Origin of the sequence: Stenotrophomonas sp. Sm2128, from assembly GCF_030985535.1 — a bacterium.
In the GTDB taxonomy this organism is placed as follows: Bacteria; Pseudomonadota; Gammaproteobacteria; order Xanthomonadales; family Xanthomonadaceae; genus Stenotrophomonas; species Stenotrophomonas maltophilia.
On sequence record NZ_JAPTFQ010000021.1, the window covers coordinates 38869 to 58536 of the forward strand.

At 66.6% G+C, this 19668-nt stretch carries 14 protein-coding genes; 10 read left to right on the plus strand and 4 right to left on the minus strand.

Going from position 1 to position 19668, the window contains the following annotated elements; all coding sequences use genetic code 11:
* Positions 1 to 12 precede the first annotated feature (12 nt).
* From O0K41_RS08480 to O0K41_RS08500, 5 genes are all read left to right on the plus strand, one after another.
* Complete coding sequence (locus O0K41_RS08480) at positions 13 to 684, plus strand: 4-hydroxy-tetrahydrodipicolinate reductase (protein ID WP_239503583.1); 672 nt, start codon at positions 13 to 15, stop codon at positions 682 to 684.
* 309 nt (positions 685 to 993) lie between these two features.
* Positions 994 to 2121, plus strand: a complete 1128-nt coding sequence (gene carA, locus O0K41_RS08485) for a glutamine-hydrolyzing carbamoyl-phosphate synthase small subunit (protein ID WP_094001949.1) — start codon at positions 994 to 996, stop codon at positions 2119 to 2121.
* Positions 2122 to 2270: 149 nt separating this feature from the next.
* Positions 2271 to 5513: a carbamoyl-phosphate synthase large subunit gene (gene carB / locus O0K41_RS08490; RefSeq protein WP_164222547.1), complete on the plus strand. Its 3243-nt coding sequence runs from the start codon at positions 2271 to 2273 to the stop codon at positions 5511 to 5513.
* The gene (gene greA / locus O0K41_RS08495) at positions 5510 to 5986 is read left to right on the plus strand and encodes a transcription elongation factor GreA (protein ID WP_005409483.1); all 477 of its coding nucleotides are present in this window, start codon (positions 5510 to 5512) and stop codon (positions 5984 to 5986) included. Before carB ends, greA begins: the two co-directional genes overlap by 4 nt.
* Before the next feature lie 4 nt (positions 5987 to 5990).
* Complete coding sequence (locus O0K41_RS08500; protein ID WP_164222549.1) at positions 5991 to 6908, plus strand: phosphoglycerate mutase; 918 nt, start codon at positions 5991 to 5993, stop codon at positions 6906 to 6908.
* Between the two features lie 309 nt (positions 6909 to 7217).
* On the opposite strand, the gene O0K41_RS08505 is transcribed toward O0K41_RS08500, so the two are convergent.
* Positions 7218 to 8258, minus strand: a complete 1041-nt coding sequence (locus O0K41_RS08505; protein WP_099605337.1) for a DUF1176 domain-containing protein — start codon at positions 8256 to 8258, stop codon at positions 7218 to 7220.
* A gap of 144 nt (positions 8259 to 8402) precedes the next feature.
* On the opposite strand from O0K41_RS08505, the gene recJ reads away from it, so the two are divergent.
* The gene (recJ, locus tag O0K41_RS08510; protein ID WP_099605344.1) at positions 8403 to 10160 is read left to right on the plus strand and encodes a single-stranded-DNA-specific exonuclease RecJ; all 1758 of its coding nucleotides are present in this window, start codon (positions 8403 to 8405) and stop codon (positions 10158 to 10160) included.
* Between the two features lie 146 nt (positions 10161 to 10306).
* Positions 10307 to 13216: a VIT domain-containing protein gene (locus tag O0K41_RS08515; RefSeq protein WP_164222551.1), complete on the plus strand. Its 2910-nt coding sequence runs from the start codon at positions 10307 to 10309 to the stop codon at positions 13214 to 13216.
* 271 nt (positions 13217 to 13487) lie between these two features.
* On the opposite strand, the gene O0K41_RS08520 is transcribed toward O0K41_RS08515, so the two are convergent.
* The 3 genes from O0K41_RS08520 to O0K41_RS08530 all read right to left on the minus strand — a co-directional run bounded on the left by O0K41_RS08520 (position 13488) and on the right by O0K41_RS08530 (position 16199).
* Positions 13488 to 14642 carry a hypothetical protein gene (locus O0K41_RS08520; RefSeq protein WP_308304483.1) on the minus strand — a complete coding sequence of 385 codons (1155 nt, stop codon included), beginning with the start codon at positions 14640 to 14642 and terminating at the stop codon, positions 13488 to 13490.
* Between the two features lie 168 nt (positions 14643 to 14810).
* Positions 14811 to 14987, minus strand: coding sequence for a hypothetical protein (locus O0K41_RS08525; RefSeq protein WP_232015537.1), 177 nt, complete (start codon positions 14985 to 14987; stop codon positions 14811 to 14813).
* Between the two features lie 9 nt (positions 14988 to 14996).
* On the minus strand, positions 14997 to 16199 hold the full coding sequence (locus O0K41_RS08530; protein ID WP_099605334.1) for an acyltransferase family protein: 1203 nt from the start codon (positions 16197 to 16199) through the stop codon (positions 14997 to 14999).
* Positions 16200 to 16375: 176 nt separating this feature from the next.
* On the opposite strand from O0K41_RS08530, the gene O0K41_RS08535 reads away from it, so the two are divergent.
* From O0K41_RS08535 to O0K41_RS08545, 3 genes are all read left to right on the plus strand, one after another.
* Complete coding sequence (locus tag O0K41_RS08535; RefSeq protein ID WP_049448345.1) at positions 16376 to 17296, plus strand: LytTR family DNA-binding domain-containing protein; 921 nt, start codon at positions 16376 to 16378, stop codon at positions 17294 to 17296.
* A 144-nt stretch (positions 17297 to 17440) separates the two neighbouring features.
* Positions 17441 to 18566 (plus strand): peptide chain release factor 2 gene (gene prfB, locus O0K41_RS08540; protein ID WP_014037064.1). Its coding sequence is split into 2 segments (ribosomal slippage): positions 17441 to 17515 and positions 17517 to 18566, totalling 1125 coding nucleotides; the frame shifts between segments, so codons are not numbered across the junction.
* A 154-nt stretch (positions 18567 to 18720) separates the two neighbouring features.
* Positions 18721 to 19503 (plus strand): helix-turn-helix transcriptional regulator, encoded by a 783-nt coding sequence (locus tag O0K41_RS08545; RefSeq protein ID WP_164222554.1) that lies wholly within the window; start codon positions 18721 to 18723, stop codon positions 19501 to 19503.
* Positions 19504 to 19668 lie beyond the last annotated feature (165 nt).

Sequence of the window (19668 nt, forward strand, 5' to 3'; positions counted from 1 at the left end):
GCCTCCGGGCGCATGGGCCAGGCCCTGCTGCGGCTGGCCGCCGAACATCCCGAAACCCTGCAGATCGTGGCCGCAGTGACCGGCCGTGCGCCGGCACAGCGCGTGGTCGACGGCGTGCCGTTCTTCGGCGCCAGTGAGCTGCCCGGTGCGCCGGCATTCGACGTGGCGATCGACTTCAGCCTGCCGGAGGGTTTCGACCCGATGCTGGCACTGTGCGTGGAACGTGGTGCGGGGCTGGTCTCGGGCACTACCGGCATCTCCAGCACGCAGCGGCAGGCGCTGGAGGCGGCGGCGGCGAGGATCCCGCTGGTCTGGGCCTCGAACTTCAGCCTGGGCGTGGCGGTGCTGGACGAGCTGGTCGAGCGCGCGGCGCAGGCGCTGGCCGGCTGGGACTGTGACATCGTCGAATCGCACCACACCCAGAAGAAGGACGCGCCGTCGGGCACCGCGCTGACCCTGGGCGCGGCCGCGCAGCGGGGCGGGGCGGAGCCGCACTATGCCAGCCTGCGCGCCGGTGACATCGTCGGCGAGCATCTGGTCCAGTTCACCGGGCTGGGCGAGCGCATCGAGCTGGTGCACCGGGCCACCAACCGCGACATTTTCGCCCGCGGCGCCCTGTTCGCCGCCCGCCAGCTGCAGGGCCGCGCCCCGGGCAGCTACCGGGTACGGGACCTGCTGGCGTAAGGCGGTAGTGCCGGCCGCTGGCCGGCAACCTTGGGTTACGGGGCGCCAATGGGATTGCCGGCCAGCGGCCGGCACTACCCGGTAGCGGGTGCCGCATACGCCGCCGGATTGAAATGAATGCGCAATCGCCCGTTCATGAAGCGCGATAACCGCTGGCGCGAGCGCCCCGGCAGCGCTACAATTCGCACTCGCCGAATCACGAAAGCCGGACCGGTCCCAGACCGCACGTCCGCGCTTTTTTGCAACCGGATTTCCGTGAAGCGCAGGCGTGACTTCGGCAGCCCCCTCGGTAGCCAAAGTGAGATTCCCGTGACCCAAGCCGCAATCCTCGTCCTCGAAGACGGCACCGTATTCGAGGGCGAATCCGTAGGCGCGCCCGGCCTGTCCGTCGGTGAGGTGGTGTTCAACACCGCCATGACCGGCTACCAGGAAGTGCTGACCGACCCGTCCTACGCCCGGCAGATGGTCACGCTGACCTATCCGCATATCGGCAACACCGGCATGACCGACCAGGACAATGAAGCGTCCAAGGTGTGGTCGGCCGGCCTGATCGTGCGCGATGTTCCGCGTCGCCCCAGCAACTGGCGCAGCCAGGTGTCGCTGCAGGACTGGCTGATCCAGCGTGGCGTGGTTGCCATCGCCGGCATCGACACCCGCAAGCTGACCCGCATCCTGCGCGAGAAGGGCGCGCAGAACGGTGCGCTGATGGCCGGCGACATCGACGTGGAAAAGGCACTGGAAGCCGCCCGCAAGTTCCCGGGGCTGAAGGGCATGGATCTGGCCAAGGTCGTCACTACCGAGAAGACCTACACCTGGACCGAGGGCCAGCTGGACCTGGATGCCAATGCCTTCGTCAGCGTGCCGGCGAAGTTCAAGGTCGTGGCCTACGATTTCGGCGTGAAGACCAACATCCTGCGCATGCTGGCCGAGCGCGGCTGCGAAGTGACCGTGGTGCCGGCACAGACCCCGGCCGCCGAAGTGCTGGCGCTGAAGCCGGACGGCGTGTTCCTGTCCAACGGCCCGGGTGACCCGGAACCGTGCGACTACGCCATCGAAGCGATCAAGACCTTCATCGACGTGAAGATCCCGACCTTCGGCATCTGCCTGGGCCACCAGCTGCTGGGCCTGGCCTCGGGCGCGCAGACCATGAAGATGGGCCACGGCCACCACGGTGCCAACCACCCGGTGCAGGACCTGGACAGCGGCCGGGTGATGATCACCTCGCAGAACCATGGCTTCGCGATCGATGAAGCGACCCTGCCGCCGACCCTGCGCGTGACCCACCGTTCACTGTTCGACGGCACCAACCAGGGTGTCGCCCGCACCGACGTGCCGGCGTTCTCGTTCCAGGGCCACCCGGAAGCGTCGCCGGGCCCGACCGATGTCGGTCCGCTGTTCGACCGCTTCGTGGTGCTGATGGAGCAGGCCAAGGCGTGATCAGTACGCCGCCGGCCCGCCGGTGGCGTCGCGATGGACCGTAAACCCCGCATCGCTGCTGCCGCTGGCGCGGTGCTGCGGATCAAGATTCCTGATCGACAGCGTGCGATCACTCCCCCTTGTCACGCTGTACTGACTTAGAGAAGAAAATGCCCAAGCGCACTGACCTCAAGACCATCCTCATCATCGGTGCTGGCCCGATCGTCATCGGCCAGGCCTGCGAGTTCGACTACTCCGGCGCCCAGGCCTGCAAGGCCCTGCGTGACGAGGGTTACCGCGTGGTGCTGGTCAACAGCAACCCGGCCACGATCATGACCGACCCGGAGATGGCCGACGCCGTCTACATCGAGCCGATCAACTGGCAGACGGTCGAGAAGATCATCGCCAAGGAAAAGCCCGATGCGCTGCTGCCGACCATGGGTGGCCAGACCGCGCTGAACTGCGCGCTGGACCTGGCCGACCACGGCGTGCTGGAGAAGTACAACGTCGAACTGATCGGCGCCAAGCGCGAAGCGATCCGCATGGCCGAAGACCGCGAGCTGTTCCGCGTGGCCATGGGTGAGATCGGCCTGGAATGCCCGACCGCCGCCGTCGCCCACACCCTGGACGAAGCGCTGGAGATCCAGACCCGCGTTGGCTACCCGACCATCATCCGCCCCAGCTTCACCCTGGGCGGCAGCGGTGGCGGCATCGCCTACAACCGCGAAGAGCTGGTCGAAATCGTCAGCCGCGGCCTGGAACTGTCGCCGACCACCGAAGTGCTGGTGGAAGAGTCGGTGCTGGGCTGGAAGGAGTTCGAGATGGAAGTGGTCCGCGATACCGCGGACAACTGCATCATCGTCTGCTCGATCGAAAACCTCGACCCGATGGGCGTGCATACCGGTGACTCGATCACCGTGGCCCCGGCGCAGACCCTGACCGACAAGGAATACCAGCGCCTGCGCGATGCCTCCATCGCCGTGCTGCGCAAGATCGGCGTCGATACCGGTGGCTCGAACGTGCAGTTCGGCATCAACCCGAAGACCGGCCGCGTGGTCGTCATCGAGATGAACCCGCGCGTGTCGCGTTCCTCGGCGCTGGCGTCCAAGGCCACCGGCTTCCCGATCGCCAAGGTCGCCGCCAAGCTGGCCGTGGGCTACACCCTGGACGAACTGAAGAACGAGATCACCGGCGGCCTGACCCCGGCCTCGTTCGAGCCGTCCATCGACTACGTTGTTACCAAGATCCCGCGCTTCGCCTTCGAGAAGTTCCCGGCCGCCGACGCCCGCCTGACCACCCAGATGAAGTCGGTGGGCGAGGTGATGGCGATGGGCCGCACCTTCCAGGAGTCGGTGCAGAAGGCCCTGCGTGGCCTGGAAACCGGCAAGGTCGGCTTCGACCCGACCGGCCTGGACCTGGGCAACGAAGACGACCTGCAGACCCTGCGCCGCGAACTGAAGGCACCGGGTCCGGAGCGCCTGTTCTTCGTCGCCGATGCATTCCGCGCCGGCATGAGCGTGGAAGAGATCTACGCACTGTCGTTCATCGACCACTGGTTCCTGGACCAGATCGAGGAAATCATCGCTGCCGAAGCTGACGTCGCCGCCGGTGGCATCGACGCGCTGGACGCTGCACGCCTGCGCAGGCTGAAGCGCGCCGGCTTCTCCGACGCACGCCTGGCGCAGCTGACCGGCACCAACGAAGCCGCCATCCGCGCGCTGCGTCGTGCGCACAAGGTGCGCCCGGTCTACAAGCGCGTGGACTCCTGTGCCGGTGAATTCTCCACCGGTACCGCCTACCTCTACTCGACCTACGAGGACGAGTGCGAGGCCGCGCCGAGCAACCGCGACAAGATCATGATCCTGGGCGGTGGCCCGAACCGCATCGGTCAGGGCATCGAGTTCGACTACTGCTGCGTGCATGCGGCACTGGCGCTGCGCGAGGATGGTTATGAAACCATCATGGTCAACTGCAACCCGGAAACCGTGTCGACCGACTACGACACCTCCGACCGCCTGTACTTCGAACCGCTGACCCTGGAAGACGTGCTGGAAATCGTCGAACTGGAACAGCCGAAGGGCGTGATCGTGCAGTACGGCGGCCAGACCCCGCTGAAGCTGGCGCGCGCGCTGGAAGCCAACGGCGTGCCGGTGATCGGTACCAGCCCGGATTCGATCGACCTGGCCGAGGACCGCGAGCGCTTCCAGCAGCTGGTCGACAAGCTGGGCCTGAAGCAGCCGCCGAACCGCATCGCCCGCAACGACCAGGAAGCGCTGCTGCTGGCCCGCGAGATCGGCTACCCGCTGGTGGTGCGCCCGAGCTACGTGCTGGGCGGCCGTGCGATGGAAATCGTCTACGGCGAAGCCGACCTGGCCCGCTACGTGCGCGACGCGGTGAAGGTGTCCAATGATTCGCCGGTGCTGCTGGATCGCTTCCTCGACAACGCCGTGGAGTGCGACGTCGACATCATCGCCGACAAGGAGGGCAACGTCCTGATCGGTGGCGTGATGGAGCACATCGAAGAAGCCGGCGTGCACTCGGGCGATTCCTCCTGCTCGCTGCCGCCGTACTCGCTGTCGGCTGAAACCCAGGCCGAACTGCGCCGCCAGGTGGTGGAGCTGGCCAAGGCCCTGAACGTGGTCGGCCTGATGAACACCCAGTTCGCGATCCAGACCAGCGACGAAGGTGCCGACACCATCTACCTGCTGGAAGTGAACCCGCGTGCCTCGCGCACCGTGCCGTTCGTGTCCAAGGCTACCGGCATGCCGCTGGCCAAGATCGCCGCGCGCTGCATGGCCGGCAAGAGCCTGGCCGAGCAGGGCGCGACCAAGGAAATCGTGCCGGACTATTACTCGGTGAAGGAGGCGATCTTCCCGTTCGCCAAGTTCCAGGGCGTCGACCCGATCCTCGGGCCGGAGATGCGCTCCACCGGTGAGGTGATGGGCGTGGGCCGCAGCTTCAACGCCGCCTTCGCGCGTGCGCAGGAAGCCGGCGGCATCAAGGCGCCGCCGGTCGGCAAGGCCTTCGTTTCGGTCCGCGATCCGGACAAGAAGCGCGTGTTGCCGGTGGCCAAGGCGCTGCTGGCGCGTGGCTACAGCCTGGTCGCGACCCGTGGCACCGCCGCGTGGCTGCAGCAGCACGGCATGGACTGCGAGATCATCAACAAGGTGGTCGAAGGCCGTCCGCACATCGTCGACTCGATCAAGAACGGCGAGATCGTCTACATCGTCAACACGACCGAAGGTCGTTCGGCGATCAACGACTCGTTCTCGATCCGTCGCGAGGCGCTGCAGCATCGCGTCACCTACTCGACCACCATTGCCGGCGCCAAGGCGCTGGTGGATTCACTGGAATTCCGCGGCACCGGCCCCGTCTGGTCGCTGCAGGAGCTGCACAAGGAGTTGAATGCATGAGAGCCCCCATCACGATGAAGGGCGCGCAGAAGCTGCGCGACGAACTGGATCACCTGAAGTCGGTCAAGCGCCCGAAGGTGATCGCCGCGATCGCCGAAGCGCGTGAGCATGGCGACCTGAAGGAAAACGCCGAGTACCACGCCGCGCGCGAGGAACAGGGCTTCATCGAAGGCCGCATCAAGCAGCTCGAAGGCGAGCTGTCGCACGCCGAGATCATCGACGTGAGCAAGCTCAATGCCGGCTCCAAGGTGGTGTTCGGCGCCAGCGTGACGCTGGCCGACGTGGAAACCGACGAAGAGAAGAAGTACCAGATCGTCGGTGACCTGGAGGCGGACATCAAGCAGGGCCTGATCGCGATTTCCTCGCCGGTGGCGCGCGCGATGATCGGCAAGCTGGAAGGTGATTCGATCGTGATCGACGCCCCGGCCGGCCAACGCGAGTACGAGATCGTCAGCGTCAGCTACGTGGACTGACCCGGTGGCAACGGCGACCCTGCTGTTGCCGGCACGCAGCCGCTTTGCCGCGGCTGCGTTGCCGGACGATGTGGCGCGCGCGCTTGGCCGCGCCACGACGGTGCAGGTCGCACCGGGTGAACGCGCGCAGCTGACGCGCCATTTCACGGTCGCCGCGCCGCACTGGCCGGTGGCCGCGTTGACCCGCCAGCGCGACGTCGGCGATGCCGCTGGCGCCAGCTGGCTGCGTGCCGATCCGGCCTGCATGGTGCCGGACATGCATGGCGCGCGGATGATGGCCTACGGCGAAACGCTGCGACCGACCCTGGCCGACTGCCTGGCCCTGCTGCCGGTGCTGCAGCCGTTGTTCGCCGATGCCGGATTCGTGCTCGACGCACCGGACCCTTCGCGCTGGTACCTGCGCCTGCCGATCGACCTGGCCCTGCCGGACTTCGACAGTCCGGACGAGGTGCTGGGCGATGACCTGTTCTCGCACCTGCCGGAAGGCGAGGGCGGCCGCCGTTGGCGGGCGCTGATGACCGAAGCGCAGGTAGTGCTGCACAACCATTCCTGGAACCAGCAGCGCGCCGCGCAGGGACAACAGCCAATCAATTCGCTGTGGTTCTGGGGTGGCGGCGTGATGCCGGTATCGGTCAGCACGCCGCATGCGCAGGTGCGCAGCCGCGATGCGCTGCTGCAGGGCTTGGCTCTTGCGGCTGGCGTAGCCGTGGATGGCGAGCAGGCGGTCGATGCACTGGTTGATCTGCGCCAGCTGCGCTCGCTGCAGCAGCTCGGCAACGATGCGATCCGTCCGCTGCTGGCCGCGCTGAAGCGCGGCGAGCTGCAGCGGCTGGTGCTGGATTTCGAGGACGGCCTGCAGTTCCAGCTGGATCGCGGACAGCGCTGGCAGTTCTGGAAGAAGCCGCGCCAGCTTCACGACTGATCGGGGCTCGGCCGAGCGGGGTCGGATCCGTTTTCCTAGGGAAAACGGCTCTGACCCCATTTTGTCTATCGATATCTGAAAGATGTGTCGACCAAGGTCGACACCTACCAGCAGCGGCGTGAACCTGTCGAAGGTGGGGCGGTGTCAGATTGCGGGGTGTCAGCCGCATGGATGCGGCTGCCAAGCCTACAGGGACGTACTTGCGGCGTCCCCGCAATCCGACACCGCCCCGCCAACCCACGGACTCCCCGCTGTTGCTGTTGCTTCGGATGTTGCTTCGGCAGGTGCAGGGCGCAGCCCTGCAAACAATCACCTCACCGTGCTGACCACCGTCGGCAGCTGCCAATGCCCGCCCGCCACGCCGCGGCACTGCCCGGTGGTGAACTCGCCGCTCTTCACGAATCGCGCGCCATCCCAGGCCCAGTCGTGGCCGGAGAAGCAGTCACCGATGCCGCGCCCACGGAAGCGCCCGCGCAGCGTCGCGTCATCGCGATCAAAGTCCTCCGCGTTGGAGGTCACGAACTTCGCCTGGTACGGCGCCTTGTCCTGCACTACCCAGTAGCCGCTGCTGAAGTTGTAGGCACCCATGAAGCAGCTGGTGCTTGCCAGTACATGCTGGGCGTCCAGTCGCTGGATCTCGATCTCGTCTGTCCCACCCTCGCTCAGGCGGCCGCACTCATCCGGCTTCGGCAGGCTGGCGATCAGTGCCTTGCGCAGGCCCGGTGCGTTCGCCAGTGCCGCGTCCGAGGCGCGCGGTGCCATCAGCGTGCCGCGCATGATCACTGGCACCGGCAACGCCGCAGGCACGCTCGCTTCGGGCTTGTCGCCACGCCGCACCAGCGCACCGGGTGTGCCCAGCCGGCCCTGGGCCTCGTCCATCTTCAGCAGTACGGCCGCTGCACCGCTGTCGGAGATCGGCCACGCCTTGCCCTTGCCGTCGATGATGTCGATGCGTGCGTGGCGCGGCAGCGCGGCGACCAGCGCATCGGTCTGTCCCTGCTGCAGCAGTACTTGATCTCCGTCGCCGGTGTCGCGCACCGGGCCCAGGTCCTTGCCGTTCAGGCGCAGGCGCAGCGCCCCGGTCGGCGTCGCGCTTTCGCCATCCTCGCCATTGCGCAGCCGCGCGAGCACCTTCGTACCCGGGCCGCCCGCGCGTTCCAGCATCAGGCTGAGCAGATTGCCGGGTTGTTGCGGACTGTAGCCGGCGGCGCGGCAGGTGCGGGTGTTGTCACAGGCCAGCGACCAGTCGTTGTGCTGGAACTGCACGCCGGCCTTCGGTTCGGGCGTGGCGGCGTGGGTGGCCGGGGCCATGGCGAGGCCCAGCAGCGCGGGAAGGAGCGTGCGATGCATGCGTTGAAGTCCATTTCCGGGCCGACAAGCATGGAAGATAGGCTGGCAGATTCCAAATGCTATCGATCGGGGGGAGCCTCCTGCGGGCAGAGAGATCCGACCCCGCGCTATCATGGGGATGTCTTCCGCAACCCGGCGATGCCGATGTCCCTTGCCGCCGATGCTGCGCAGCCGTCCTCTGATATGCCGATGATCCGCCGCCGCGATGCGGTCGTACCCGACAGCTGGCCAGACGGCATGCTGCCACTGCTGGCGCGACTCTATGCCAGCCGCGGCGCCGGTACGCCAGAGCTGGCACTGCCGAAGCTGGGCAGCCTCCACGCGCCGGAGCTGCTGACCGGCATCGATGATGCGGTGGGTCTGCTGATCGAGGCCATCGCCAACGACAAGCGCATCCTGGTGGTCGGCGATTTCGATTGCGATGGCGCCACCGCCTGTGCGGTCGGCGTGCGTGGCCTGCGCATGCTCGGCGCGCAACACGTCTTCCACGCGGTGCCGAACCGCATGGTGCACGGCTACGGCCTGTCACCTTCTCTGGTGGAGGAGCTGGCCGCGCTGCAGCCGGACCTGCTGGTCACGGTCGACCACGGCATCGCCTGCCATGCGGGCGTGATCGCGGCCAAGGCGCGGGGCTGGCAGGTGCTGGTCACCGACCATCACCTTCCCGGGCCGCAGCTGCCGCCGGCCGATGTCATCGTCGATCCCAATCTCGACGGTGATGCGTTCCCCAGCAAGTCGCTGGCCGGCGTCGGTGTGATCTTCTACGTGCTGATGGCGCTGCGCCGTCACATGCGCGAGGCCGGCGTCTTCGCCGATGGCAAGGGGCCGGACCTGACCACGCTGCTGGACCTGGTGGCGGTCGGCACCGTCGCCGACCTGGTGGCGCTGGATCCGAACAACCGGGCACTCGTCAGCGCGGGCCTGCGCCGTCTGCGCGCGGGGCAGGGCTGCGTCGGCCTGCGAGCGCTGATCGAAGCCAGCGGCCGTGACGCGGCGCGGCTGACCGCCACCGACATCGGCTTCGCACTCGGCCCACGCCTGAACGCGGCGGGCCGGCTGGAAGACATGGCGCTGGGCATCGCGCTGTTGCTGACCGAAGACCCGCGCCAGGCACGCGAGATCGCGCAGACGCTGGAGCAGATCAACTCGGAACGGCGCGCCGTCCAGCAGTCGATGACTGACGACGCCGAGCAGGCGTTGAGCCGCGTGGTGCTGGACATGGCCGGGCAGCGACCGGTCGCGGCCTGCCTGTTCGATGCCGACTGGCATCCCGGTGTGGTCGGCCTGGTCGCTTCGAAGATGAAGGATCGCCTGCACCGTCCGGTGATCGCCTTTGCCCCGGCCGAACCCGGCGCCGACACCCTGCGCGGCTCGGCGCGCTCGATTCCCGGCCTGCACATCCGTGACGCGCTGGCGTTGGTCGATGCGCGCCATCCGGGCCTGATCGAGCGCTTCGGTGGGCATGCCATGGCGGCCGGCCTCAGCCTGCGGCGTGACCACGTCGATGACTTCAAGGCCGCCTTCGTCGCCGTGGTGCTGGAGATGCTCGATCCGGCCGCATTGCAGCAGCAGGTGCTCAGTGACGGCGAACTGGCGGCAGATGAGCTGGACCATCGCCACGCCGATGCGCTGCGCCTGGCCGGGCCGTGGGGCCAGGGTTTCCCCGAGCCACTGTTCGACGGCCACTTCGAAGTGGCCAACTGGCGCGTTCTGAAGGAACGCCACCTCAAGCTGGAGCTGCGCCTGCCCGGCGTGCCCGGCACCATCAACGCCATCCATTTCGGCGGCTGGCACGGCAATGCGCCTGGCCGCCACGTGCACCTCGCCTACCGCCTGGCCTGCGACGACTATCGCGGTGGCAGCGCCATCCAGCTGATCATCGAACACTGCCTGCCCGCCTAGAAAAAGGGGACGGAGGGGATTAAGCCGCTTTTGCCTTGTTTGCCAATTGCGACTTAATCCCCTCCGTCCCCTTTTTTTGGGGGGGCGCCAACCCCATTACGGTTGCTGGTGCGTTCAAAGGTCCACGATCCCACTGGAGTCCGGTCATGGTCTTCGCCCGTTGCTGCACTGTGTTGTTGTTGGCCCTTGCGGCCTGGCCCGCTGGCGCACAGTCGCCGACGATCTCCCGGCCGCAGTCCGCCACGCCGCTGCTGATCGCGCCGGCGGCTGAGCAGCCGGTTCAATTACGACAAGCCCGCATCGAAGGCGAAGTGCAGGCCGGCATCGCCCAGACCCGGATCACGCTGGAATTCCACAACCCCAACCGGCGGGTACTGGAGGGCGAGCTGCAGTTCCCGCTGGCCGATGGCCAGCAGATCAGCGGCTTCGCGCTGGATATCAACGGCGAGATGCGTGACGCGGTGCCGGTGGCCAAGGACCGCGGCCGCCAGGTGTTCGAGGAAGTCGCCCGCCGTGGTGTCGATCCGGGCCTGCTGGAACAGACCGCCGGCAACCAGTTCCTCCTGCGCGTCTACCCGCTGCCGCCCGGTGGCAGTCGGCGTGTGCAGCTGGTGATCCGCGAACCTCTGGCCTTCGCCGGCCAAAGCTGGCAGTGGACGCTGCCGCTGCAGTTCGCCGCCGGTGCAGCCTCGGTTGAACTGAAGGTGCATGCTCCCGACGCGGCCACCGCAGGTACTGCGCCATTCCGCATCAGCGCGGGCCAGCTGCAGTGGCAGGGCAAGGGTGCGCAGCTGCCGAAGCAACTGCAGTGGAGCCTGCCGGCAGCCCGCCACGCACAGGTACAGGTGGCGCCCTGGCAGGATGGGCACTACCTGTTGGCACAGCTGCCGGTGACGGCCAGCAGTACACCCCGCACGTTGCCGAGCGAGATCGGCCTGCTGTGGGACGGCTCCGGTTCGGCGGGGCAGCGCGATCGCACGCGTGAGTTCGCCCTGCTGGATCGCTATTTCGCCGCGCTGGGTGAGGGCACCGTGGCCTTGACCGTGCTGCGTGATCGCGCCGAACCGGTGCGTCGCTTCCGCATCCGCGCCGGTAACTGGAGTGAGCTGCGCGCAGCACTGCAGGCGGTGCGCCCGGACGGTGCCAGCGCGCTGGCGCAGTGGCAGTCGCAGCCGGGCGTGAAGGAGTACCTGCTGGTCAGCGATGGCCTGCTGACCTACGGGCCGGAACAGCTGCCGGCGATGGCGCCGGATCAACGCCTGTTTGCGGTCAGCAGCGCCGGTGCGCGCACCGATGCCGTGCGACTGCGTGGTTGGAGCGAGGCGCATGGCGGTCGCTTCGTCGCGCTGGGTACGGATGTCGATGCGGCGGCGCGCGAGCTGCTGTCGTCGCCGCTGGATGTGCAGGTCGATGCGGGGCGCGGCGTGCAGGACGTGGTGATCGATCGTCGCAGTGAAGCCCAGGGCTGGCTGTGGCTGCACGCACGACTGGCGGCCGACGGAGTGCCGATGCGGGTGCGCGTGGGTGGCGGCGAATGGCAGGCGCTGCCCGCCACGCAGAAGAGCAACGACGGTGAACTGCTGGCGGGCTTGTGGGCGCAGGCGCGCCTGCAGCAGCTGGCTGCCGACCGCCGTGGCAACCGCGAGGCCATGCAGCGGCTGTCGCAGCAGTTTGGCCTGGTCGGCCCGGACACCTCGCTGATCGTGCTGGAGACGTTGGAGGATTACCTGCGTTATGCCATCCGTCCGTCCGGCAAGCTGCGCGCGGACTACGACGCGCGGTTCGCACGGCAGGTGACAGACCGCGCCGCTGCTGATCGCCAGCGCCTGGATGAGGTGGCGGCACGCTGGAAGGAGCGCCAGCAGTGGTGGAGCCGCAGCTGGCCGAAGGGTGTGCCACCGCAGGCGAAGGGCGGGGCACTGGAAGTGGCCTCGGCGGACCATGCGATGGAATCGGCGCCGGTGGCAATGCTCGCCGCGCCGGCCCCTGCGGCACCGCCCGCCCCGGCACCGATAGCCGCCGCCGAGCAGCGCATGGAAGCCAGCAGCGCGCGTGCACGTCGCTCTGCGCCTGCATCGAACAAGGCCCTGGATTCAATTACGGTCACTGGTGGTCGTGTCGCTGCGCCCGCTGCCGCCAACGAGGGCGAGCTCGGCATCCAGCTGGCGGCCTGGCAGCCGGATTCGGCCATCGCCCGGCGCCTGCGCCAGGGCCCGGCGTCGCAACTGTATGACCGCTACCTGGCCGAGCGCGATGCGCATGCCGACAGCAGCGCGTTCTTCCTCGACGTGGCCGACCTGCTGCTGGAGCAGGGTAAGCGCGACCTGGCACTGCGCGTGCTGTCGAACCTGGCCGAGATGGACCTGGACAACCGCCACCTGCTGCGCGTGCTCGGTTACCGGCTGATGCAGGCTGATGCCCCCGCACTGGCGGTGCCGGTGTTCGAGCAGGTGCTGGCGATGGGCCAAGAAGAGCCGCAGAGCTTCCGCGACCTGGGCCTGGCACTGGCCGCGGCCGGCAAGCCGCAGCAGGCGCTGGCGCCGCTGTACCAGGTGGTTGTGCGGCCGTGGGACAGCCGCTTCGATGGCATCGCCCTGATCGCACTGGATGAACTGACCAACCTGGTGGCCCGCAGCACGCCCCGGCTGGATACCACCAGTATCGACCCGCGCCTGCTGCAGGCGATGCCGCTGGACCTGCGCGTGGTGCTGTCGTGGGATGCCGACAACAGCGACATGGACCTGTGGGTGACCGACCCGAACGGCGAGCGCGCGTACTACGGCAACCGCCTGACCTACCAGGGCGGACAGATGTCGCAGGATTTCACCGGCGGCTATGGCCCCGAGCAGTTCTCGCTGCGTACCGCCAAGCCGGGCAAATACAAGGTGGAAGCGAACTACTTCGGCAGCCGCCAGCAGCTGGTGACCGGTGCCACGACCCTGATGCTGCGCCTGACCACCCACTGGGGCACGGCCAAGCAGAAGGACCAGATGGTGACGATGCGGCTGAAGGATCGTGCCGAAACCGTGCTGGTGGGCGAGTTCGAGGTGCGTTGAACGCCCGGACACCCGTGTAGAGTCGAGCTTGCTCGACTCTGCATTTCTCCCGCAAGCGGTGCAGGATAGGAGCGGAGGACCCGGACTTTTCCGACCGGGCACTCCGGGTAGATCCAGTGTGCCCATTCCGAGACGAGCCACTCAGTACGCACGCCACGCAGATTCGGATGCTCGGCTTCCGGCGACAGAAGAGCCAAAATCAATCCGGCCTTATTCATCGAGCCGGTACTGACGCGAAATCCATCGCGCCAGCGCCACCCGGCCATTTACTCTAACCGCGTATCCAGCTATCCAGCTGTTTTGCCAGCACGCGGTTCTTGTGCGCGCTGGCGACCATGCCTTTGCCTGGTGCCAGATTGATGCCCAGTTGTGCATTGACCTGCCTGATCCATTGTGGGAACTGTGCAAGATTGACGCCTGTAATTGGCGGCAGTTCGAGGTCATTGCTGATGGGCCGGTCCCCATATGCCTCGTACGTTCCATCACCTGCGGACAAACTGATCGACCACGAACTATCGGGCCAGCTGCTGAGAGTGAGGCTGACACGTGGATGGCCGTTCTGGGAGCTGTACTCGCCATCCTGATACAGCGTGATACGCGCGTTCCAGTCTCGGATGTTCTCCACCGTCCATGCCTGCCTCTGGACCAACTGAATGGCGGCGCCTGCCATGACGCGCTCGTTGTGCAGTGTCGACAGCTGTTCGCAGAGGGTGTTGAACGCCGGGTCTTCAGGACCATGCGGCTGGGCTGCCATCGCTGTGTAGTGGAGAAGCGAGAGAAATCGTTCACGGGCTGCGCTCCCTGCGTGATCGCGATCAAGCTGAATTCGCAGCGCGCCGAGGCGGGTTCGAGTATCCAGCAACGTGACCAGAATCATGCCCCAGTACAGGATGCTGTCGAGCTGTTCGGCATCGTGTTGAACGTGTTGAATGGCTTCGAGGACCTGTGGTGCCAAGCTGCGATAGGGCAGAAATCTCTCCACTTTGTCACGTTGGGCGTAGTACGACTGGTACTTTCTGCAATGCTCGACCAGGCGCACGCGCTGCTTGAGCTCTCCCGCGCTGCCAAGAGAGCCACTTGGGAGCTCGCCGTTCTCGTCGAAGCCGAAGCAGAAAAGATGCTCAAGGCCGAGCCTTGGCAGGCGCGAGTAATAGCCAACAGGAAGCCGCGTGAGTTCACGGTAGGCGGCATTCAGTGCCGGTAGATCCTTTTCGGGAAGTCCGGCGACCTTCCAGTCCCCCACTCGCAGCCAGTGGAAGTAGAAGCGTTGCAGCATGTCCCCAGACAGGTGGCGACCTGCTTTCGGTGCAAGTACGCCGAGTTGGTAGTGATAAGCCGGGTAAATGTCGCCTTGACGCTTCTCAGCAAGCGCAGCTTCTTCTGAGTCAACAAAGGCTACCAGCAGCTTGAGGTCGGATTGATCCATTGCAGGTCTCCAGGCAAAGGGGCCTTCTGGCGGGAAGGCGACCTCCTAGGCTGGCAGGGCGATGTGGAACATCCAATGCGAATAGTTGCAAATGCCGTGAAGGGGCGCGTATCCGTTGCCCGTATCAGGTCCCACGCGGAATCCGCCTCGCCAGCGCCACACCGCCGCCTAGGCAGCCAGCATCACGCACAACCCGGCGCGGAGTCGCCCGCCAAACGCGCAAAGCAGTATCAGCGCGGTATAGGCCGTTTCGTAGCCGAGCAGGCTGACGAACTGCATCTGCGACAGCACCCAGCCGGCATCGAAGGTCTGCTGCAGCCACAGGTGCCAATGGGTCTGGAACATCCGTTGTCCTCATTGCGCCGTCGCGGCGCGTACCGTCGGTGACGATAGCGGATCGGCTTTCAGGCCGAACAGCGGCCGCAGCCAGCGCGAACGACGGATCAGCAGTTCATGGATCAGCAGGCAGCCGCCGACGGTACCGCCGAGCAGCAGGGCCGGTTCGGCCCACGGCCCCAGCTGTAGCGGCTTGAGCCAGAACAACAGCACGATGATCAGGCTCTGGTGCAGCACGTACCAGGGATAGATCGCCTCGGTGCAGTACGGCAGCCAGCCGAACGGGCGGTCGAGGGCGACCTTGCCCCAGCCCAGGATGGTCAGCAGCGCGGTCCAGACGTACAGCGACTGGCTGGTGCGGCCCTGCAGGTCCCAGAACGTTTCAGGCCATTGCCGCAGCAAGGAATCAGCCGGCAGTACCTCGCCGAGGATGCGCAACCCCAGATACCAGGCGATCGCGGCCAGCGCCAGCCATAGCGTGGTGCGGCGCAGGGCGACCACACGCTGCCAGAACACCGGCTCGCGACCGAGCAGGTAGCCTGCCAGGAACACCGTTGCGTATTTGGCGTGCTGGTACCAGTCGCCAAGCAGGGCATTGGTGGACGGATAGATCGGCTCCAGCCAGATCACCCAGGCCAGCAGCAGGGCGGACGGAAGGCCGATCAGCAGCATCGGCGATGCTGCGCAGAACGCCACCGCGCGGCGCACCACCGCCGTTCCCAGCAACGGCATCAACAGGGCCAGGGCCAGCGTGTAGTTCCAGAGATACGCCAGGTACCACAGATGGTTCCAGGTGATGCCGTACTGCCAACCGGCAAAGCTCCCTTCCGGCCACGGCCGCACCTGCCAATAGCGCAGCAGGAAGTGGCCGAAGCCGGGTGCCACGTGGCCGTTGGCTACGCCTTCGCAGTAGGGCTGGATCGGCACGATCACGAACATGCCAAACAGCAGCGGCAGCAGCAGCCGCCAGGTGCGCAGGCCGGCGAAGCGCAGCAACCTGCCTTCCGGCCGCATCAGCGCGATGGCGATACCCGAGATCAGGAACAGCAGCGACATCCGCCAGCGGTTGACGAACAGCATCGGCCACTGCAGCCATTCGGCGGTATGCACGCTCTTGAGGTGAAAGCCCCAGTCGTCCACGTAGGCCATGGCGGTGTGGTAGAGGATCAGCAGGGCGAAGGCGAACACGCGCAGGGCGTCGATGTCGTAGCGTCGGGGCATGGTGGTGGTGTGCCGGAGAGTCGAGCCAAGGTGACGCCGTCCGGATCCTTGCGGCGACTGGCAAGGGGCCGCTGGAACCGACGCAGTGACCAATGGCGGGGGTGGTGGGACCAATGGAGCCGCTACCCTTGGTCCCTTGAGGCAGGCTGGAGCACCGCAACGACATGGATGCAGCAATGACCCAGGGCCGACCATCGCGCTGGCGTACGTCAACCCGCCTGCTGGTATGGGCGGCGATCCTGTCGGCCTCGGCAGTGACCAATGCGCTGGTGGAAGTGATGGACGCCAGTCGCCGCGGCGCGGATCTTGGGCTGTGGGAGCCGATGATCTGGGAGTTCAGCAGCCTCGCCCTGATCCTGTTGACCCTGCCGTTGCTGTGGTGGGGCTGCGAGCGCTGGCCGCTGCATGCCGATACCTGGAGGCGGCGGTTGCCGCTGTATCTGCTGGCCAGCGTCGGCTGGTCGCTGCTGCACGTGATGGGGATGATGCTGCTGCGGCATCTGGCCTACGCGTCGCTGGGCTACCGCTACCAGGACGATGCCGGTTTGTTGGAGCGTTTTGCCTACGAGTACCTGAAGGATGTGCGCACGTTCGCGATGTTCGTGGCCCTCGAGCACTTTGCCAGCTGGTTCGGCAGGCGCAGGCAGGGCGAAGCGAGCCTGCTGGCCGAGCCCGACGTCGGCCCGCCGGTGGAGCCGGTCGAGCGCCCCCAGCACTTCCTGGTGCGCAAGCTGGGCAAGGAATTCCTGGTTGCCACCGCAGATGTGGAGTACGCGCAGTCGGCGGGCAACTACGTGAACTTGCGGGTGCGCGGGCACGACTACCCGCTGCGGATCACCATGGCGGTGCTGGAGCAGCGGCTGGACCCGGGCGAGTTCCTGCGCCCACATCGCAGCTGGCTGATCAATCGCGGCCAGTTGCGCTCGATCGAGCCGCTGGACGGAGGCGAGGCCCTGCTGCACATGGCCGATGGAGCCAAAGTGCCCTGCAGCCGGCGCCAGCTGCCGGTCCTGCGGCAGGCGCTGGGCGGCGCGGGCGCGGGTAGAGTCGACTGTCGGTCGACTATCGCGCGCAGCGCGGGCTCCACCGCAACCTGAATGAAAAGCAGTCGACTGACAGTCGACTCTACTGAGGCGGGTCTACCAGTGGTTGGCTCCCAGCTGCGGGGCTGGTCCCTCATTCCGGGCGCCCCCGGCCTGCGGTATCATTGGCAGTCATCTTTTGAATGCATAACCGCCGACATGATCGAACTGAATCCTGTCCGCCAGCGCATCACCGATCTGACTGATCGCGTGCTGTCGCTTCGGGGGTATCTTTGACTACGACGCCAAGAAAGAGCGTCTTGAAGAAGTAACGCGGGAGCTGGAAAGCCCCGACGTCTGGAACAACGCCGAGTACGCCCAGAACCTGGGCCGCGAACGTTCCAGCCTGGAAAAGACCGTGGGCGGCATCGCCTCGGTGCTGGATGGCCTGAACGACGCCACCGAACTGCTCGAGCTGGCCGAGTCCGAGCAGGACGAGGACACCGCACTGGCGGTGGTCGCCGACCTGGACAAGCACCAGGCGCACGTGGAGAAGCTGGAGTTCCAGCGCATGTTCTCCGGCGAGATGGACAATGCCGCTGCGTTCGTCGACATCCAGGCCGGTGCCGGTGGCACCGAAGCCCAGGACTGGGCCGAGATCCTGCTGCGCATGTACCTGCGCTGGTGTGAATCGCGCGGCTGGAAGACCGAGCTGATGGAAGTCTCCGGCGGCGACGTCGCTGGCATCAAGTCGGCGACGCTGCGCGTGGAAGGCGACTACGCCTATGGCTGGCTGAAGACTGAAACCGGCGTGCACCGCCTGGTGCGCAAGTCGCCCTTCGACTCGGACAACCGCCGCCACACCAGCTTCACCTCGGTGTTCGTGTCGCCGGAAATCGATGACAACATCGACATCACCATCAATCCGGCCGACCTGCGCACCGACGTGTACCGTTCGTCCGGTGCCGGTGGCCAGCACGTCAACAAGACCGAGTCGGCGGTGCGCATCACCCACATCCCGACCAACATCGTGGTGGCCTGCCAGACCGGCCGCAGCCAGCACCAGAACCGCGACAACGCGATGAAGATGCTGGCCGCCAAGCTGTACGAGCTGGAGATCCAGAAGCGCAACGCCGAAAAGGACGCCGTGGAAGCGACCAAGTCCGACATCGGCTGGGGCAGCCAGATCCGCAATTACGTGCTCGACCAGAGCCGCATCAAGGACCTGCGTACCGGCATCGAACGTTCGGATACGCAGAAGGTGCTGGACGGCGACCTGGACGAGTTCGTCGAGGCCAGCCTGAAGGCCGGCCTGGCCGTGGGCTCCAAGCGCGTCGATGCCTGATCTGCGCGCCTGCGCGGATATCGTCACCCTCGTGCGCAACGCCGAGGGTGGCTGATCACGCTTCCGGTAGAGCCGAGCCCATGCTCGGCTGCTGTTGGCGCAGTAGCAGATGCGTCGAGCATGGCTCGACGCTACAACGGGTACGGCGGTGGCGATGATGCGCAGCGAAAGTGAACGCAAGGAACTTGGCGGCTTCCTCAAGGCCTGCCGCGCCCGTGTCGACCCCGCCACGCTCGGCCTGCCGGCCGGGCGGCGGCGCACCCCGGGCCTGAAGCGCGAGGAAGTGGCGCTGGCGATCGGGGTCAGCGTGAGCTGGTACACCTGGATCGAGCAGGGTCGTGAAGTGCGCGCCTCTCCCGAAGTGCTCGAGCGCCTGGCACAGGTGCTGCGCATGAGCGACGACGAACGCGCCTATGCCTTCGCGCTGTCCGGCTACGGCGTGCCGCTGCAATCACCGGACGAGAGTGTGACCGACGGCCTGCGCCAGCTGGTGGAGGCGATGCAGCCGATCCCGGCGTACGTGCGCAACACCCGCTTTGACATCCTGGCCTGGAACCCGGCCATTGCCGAGCTGTTCGTGGACTACAGCCAGCTGGCACCGCACGAGCGCAATACGCTGCGGCTGATGTTCCTGTACCCGCCGTACCGCACGCTGATCCTCAACTGGGAAGAAATGACCCGCGGCCTGCTGGCAGGCTTCCGTGCGGCGATGGCGCAGGCACCGGACAAGGCCCCGTTCCTGGCGCTGGTCGAGGACATCTCGGCGCACAGCGAGGAGTTCCGCCAGTGGTGGCCGGAGCACGATGTGCGCCGGTTCGATGAAGGTGCGAAGAAGTTGAACCATCCCACGCGCGGGTTGCTGGACCTGCAGTACGTGGCGCTGGTGCCGGAGAGCCGGCATGACCTTTCCCTGGTGACCTACCTGCCGCGGAAGTAGGGGGTGTTCGGCAGGGCTGCGCCCTGCACCCGCAGAGGCCGAAGCGACAGCAACGGCAACAGCAACAGCGGACTATCCGAGGGATGGCGGGGTGGTGTGGGTTGACAGGACACGCCGTAAACCCGTCCATGGGGGCTCGATGGCGCCATCCATGGCGCCAACGGT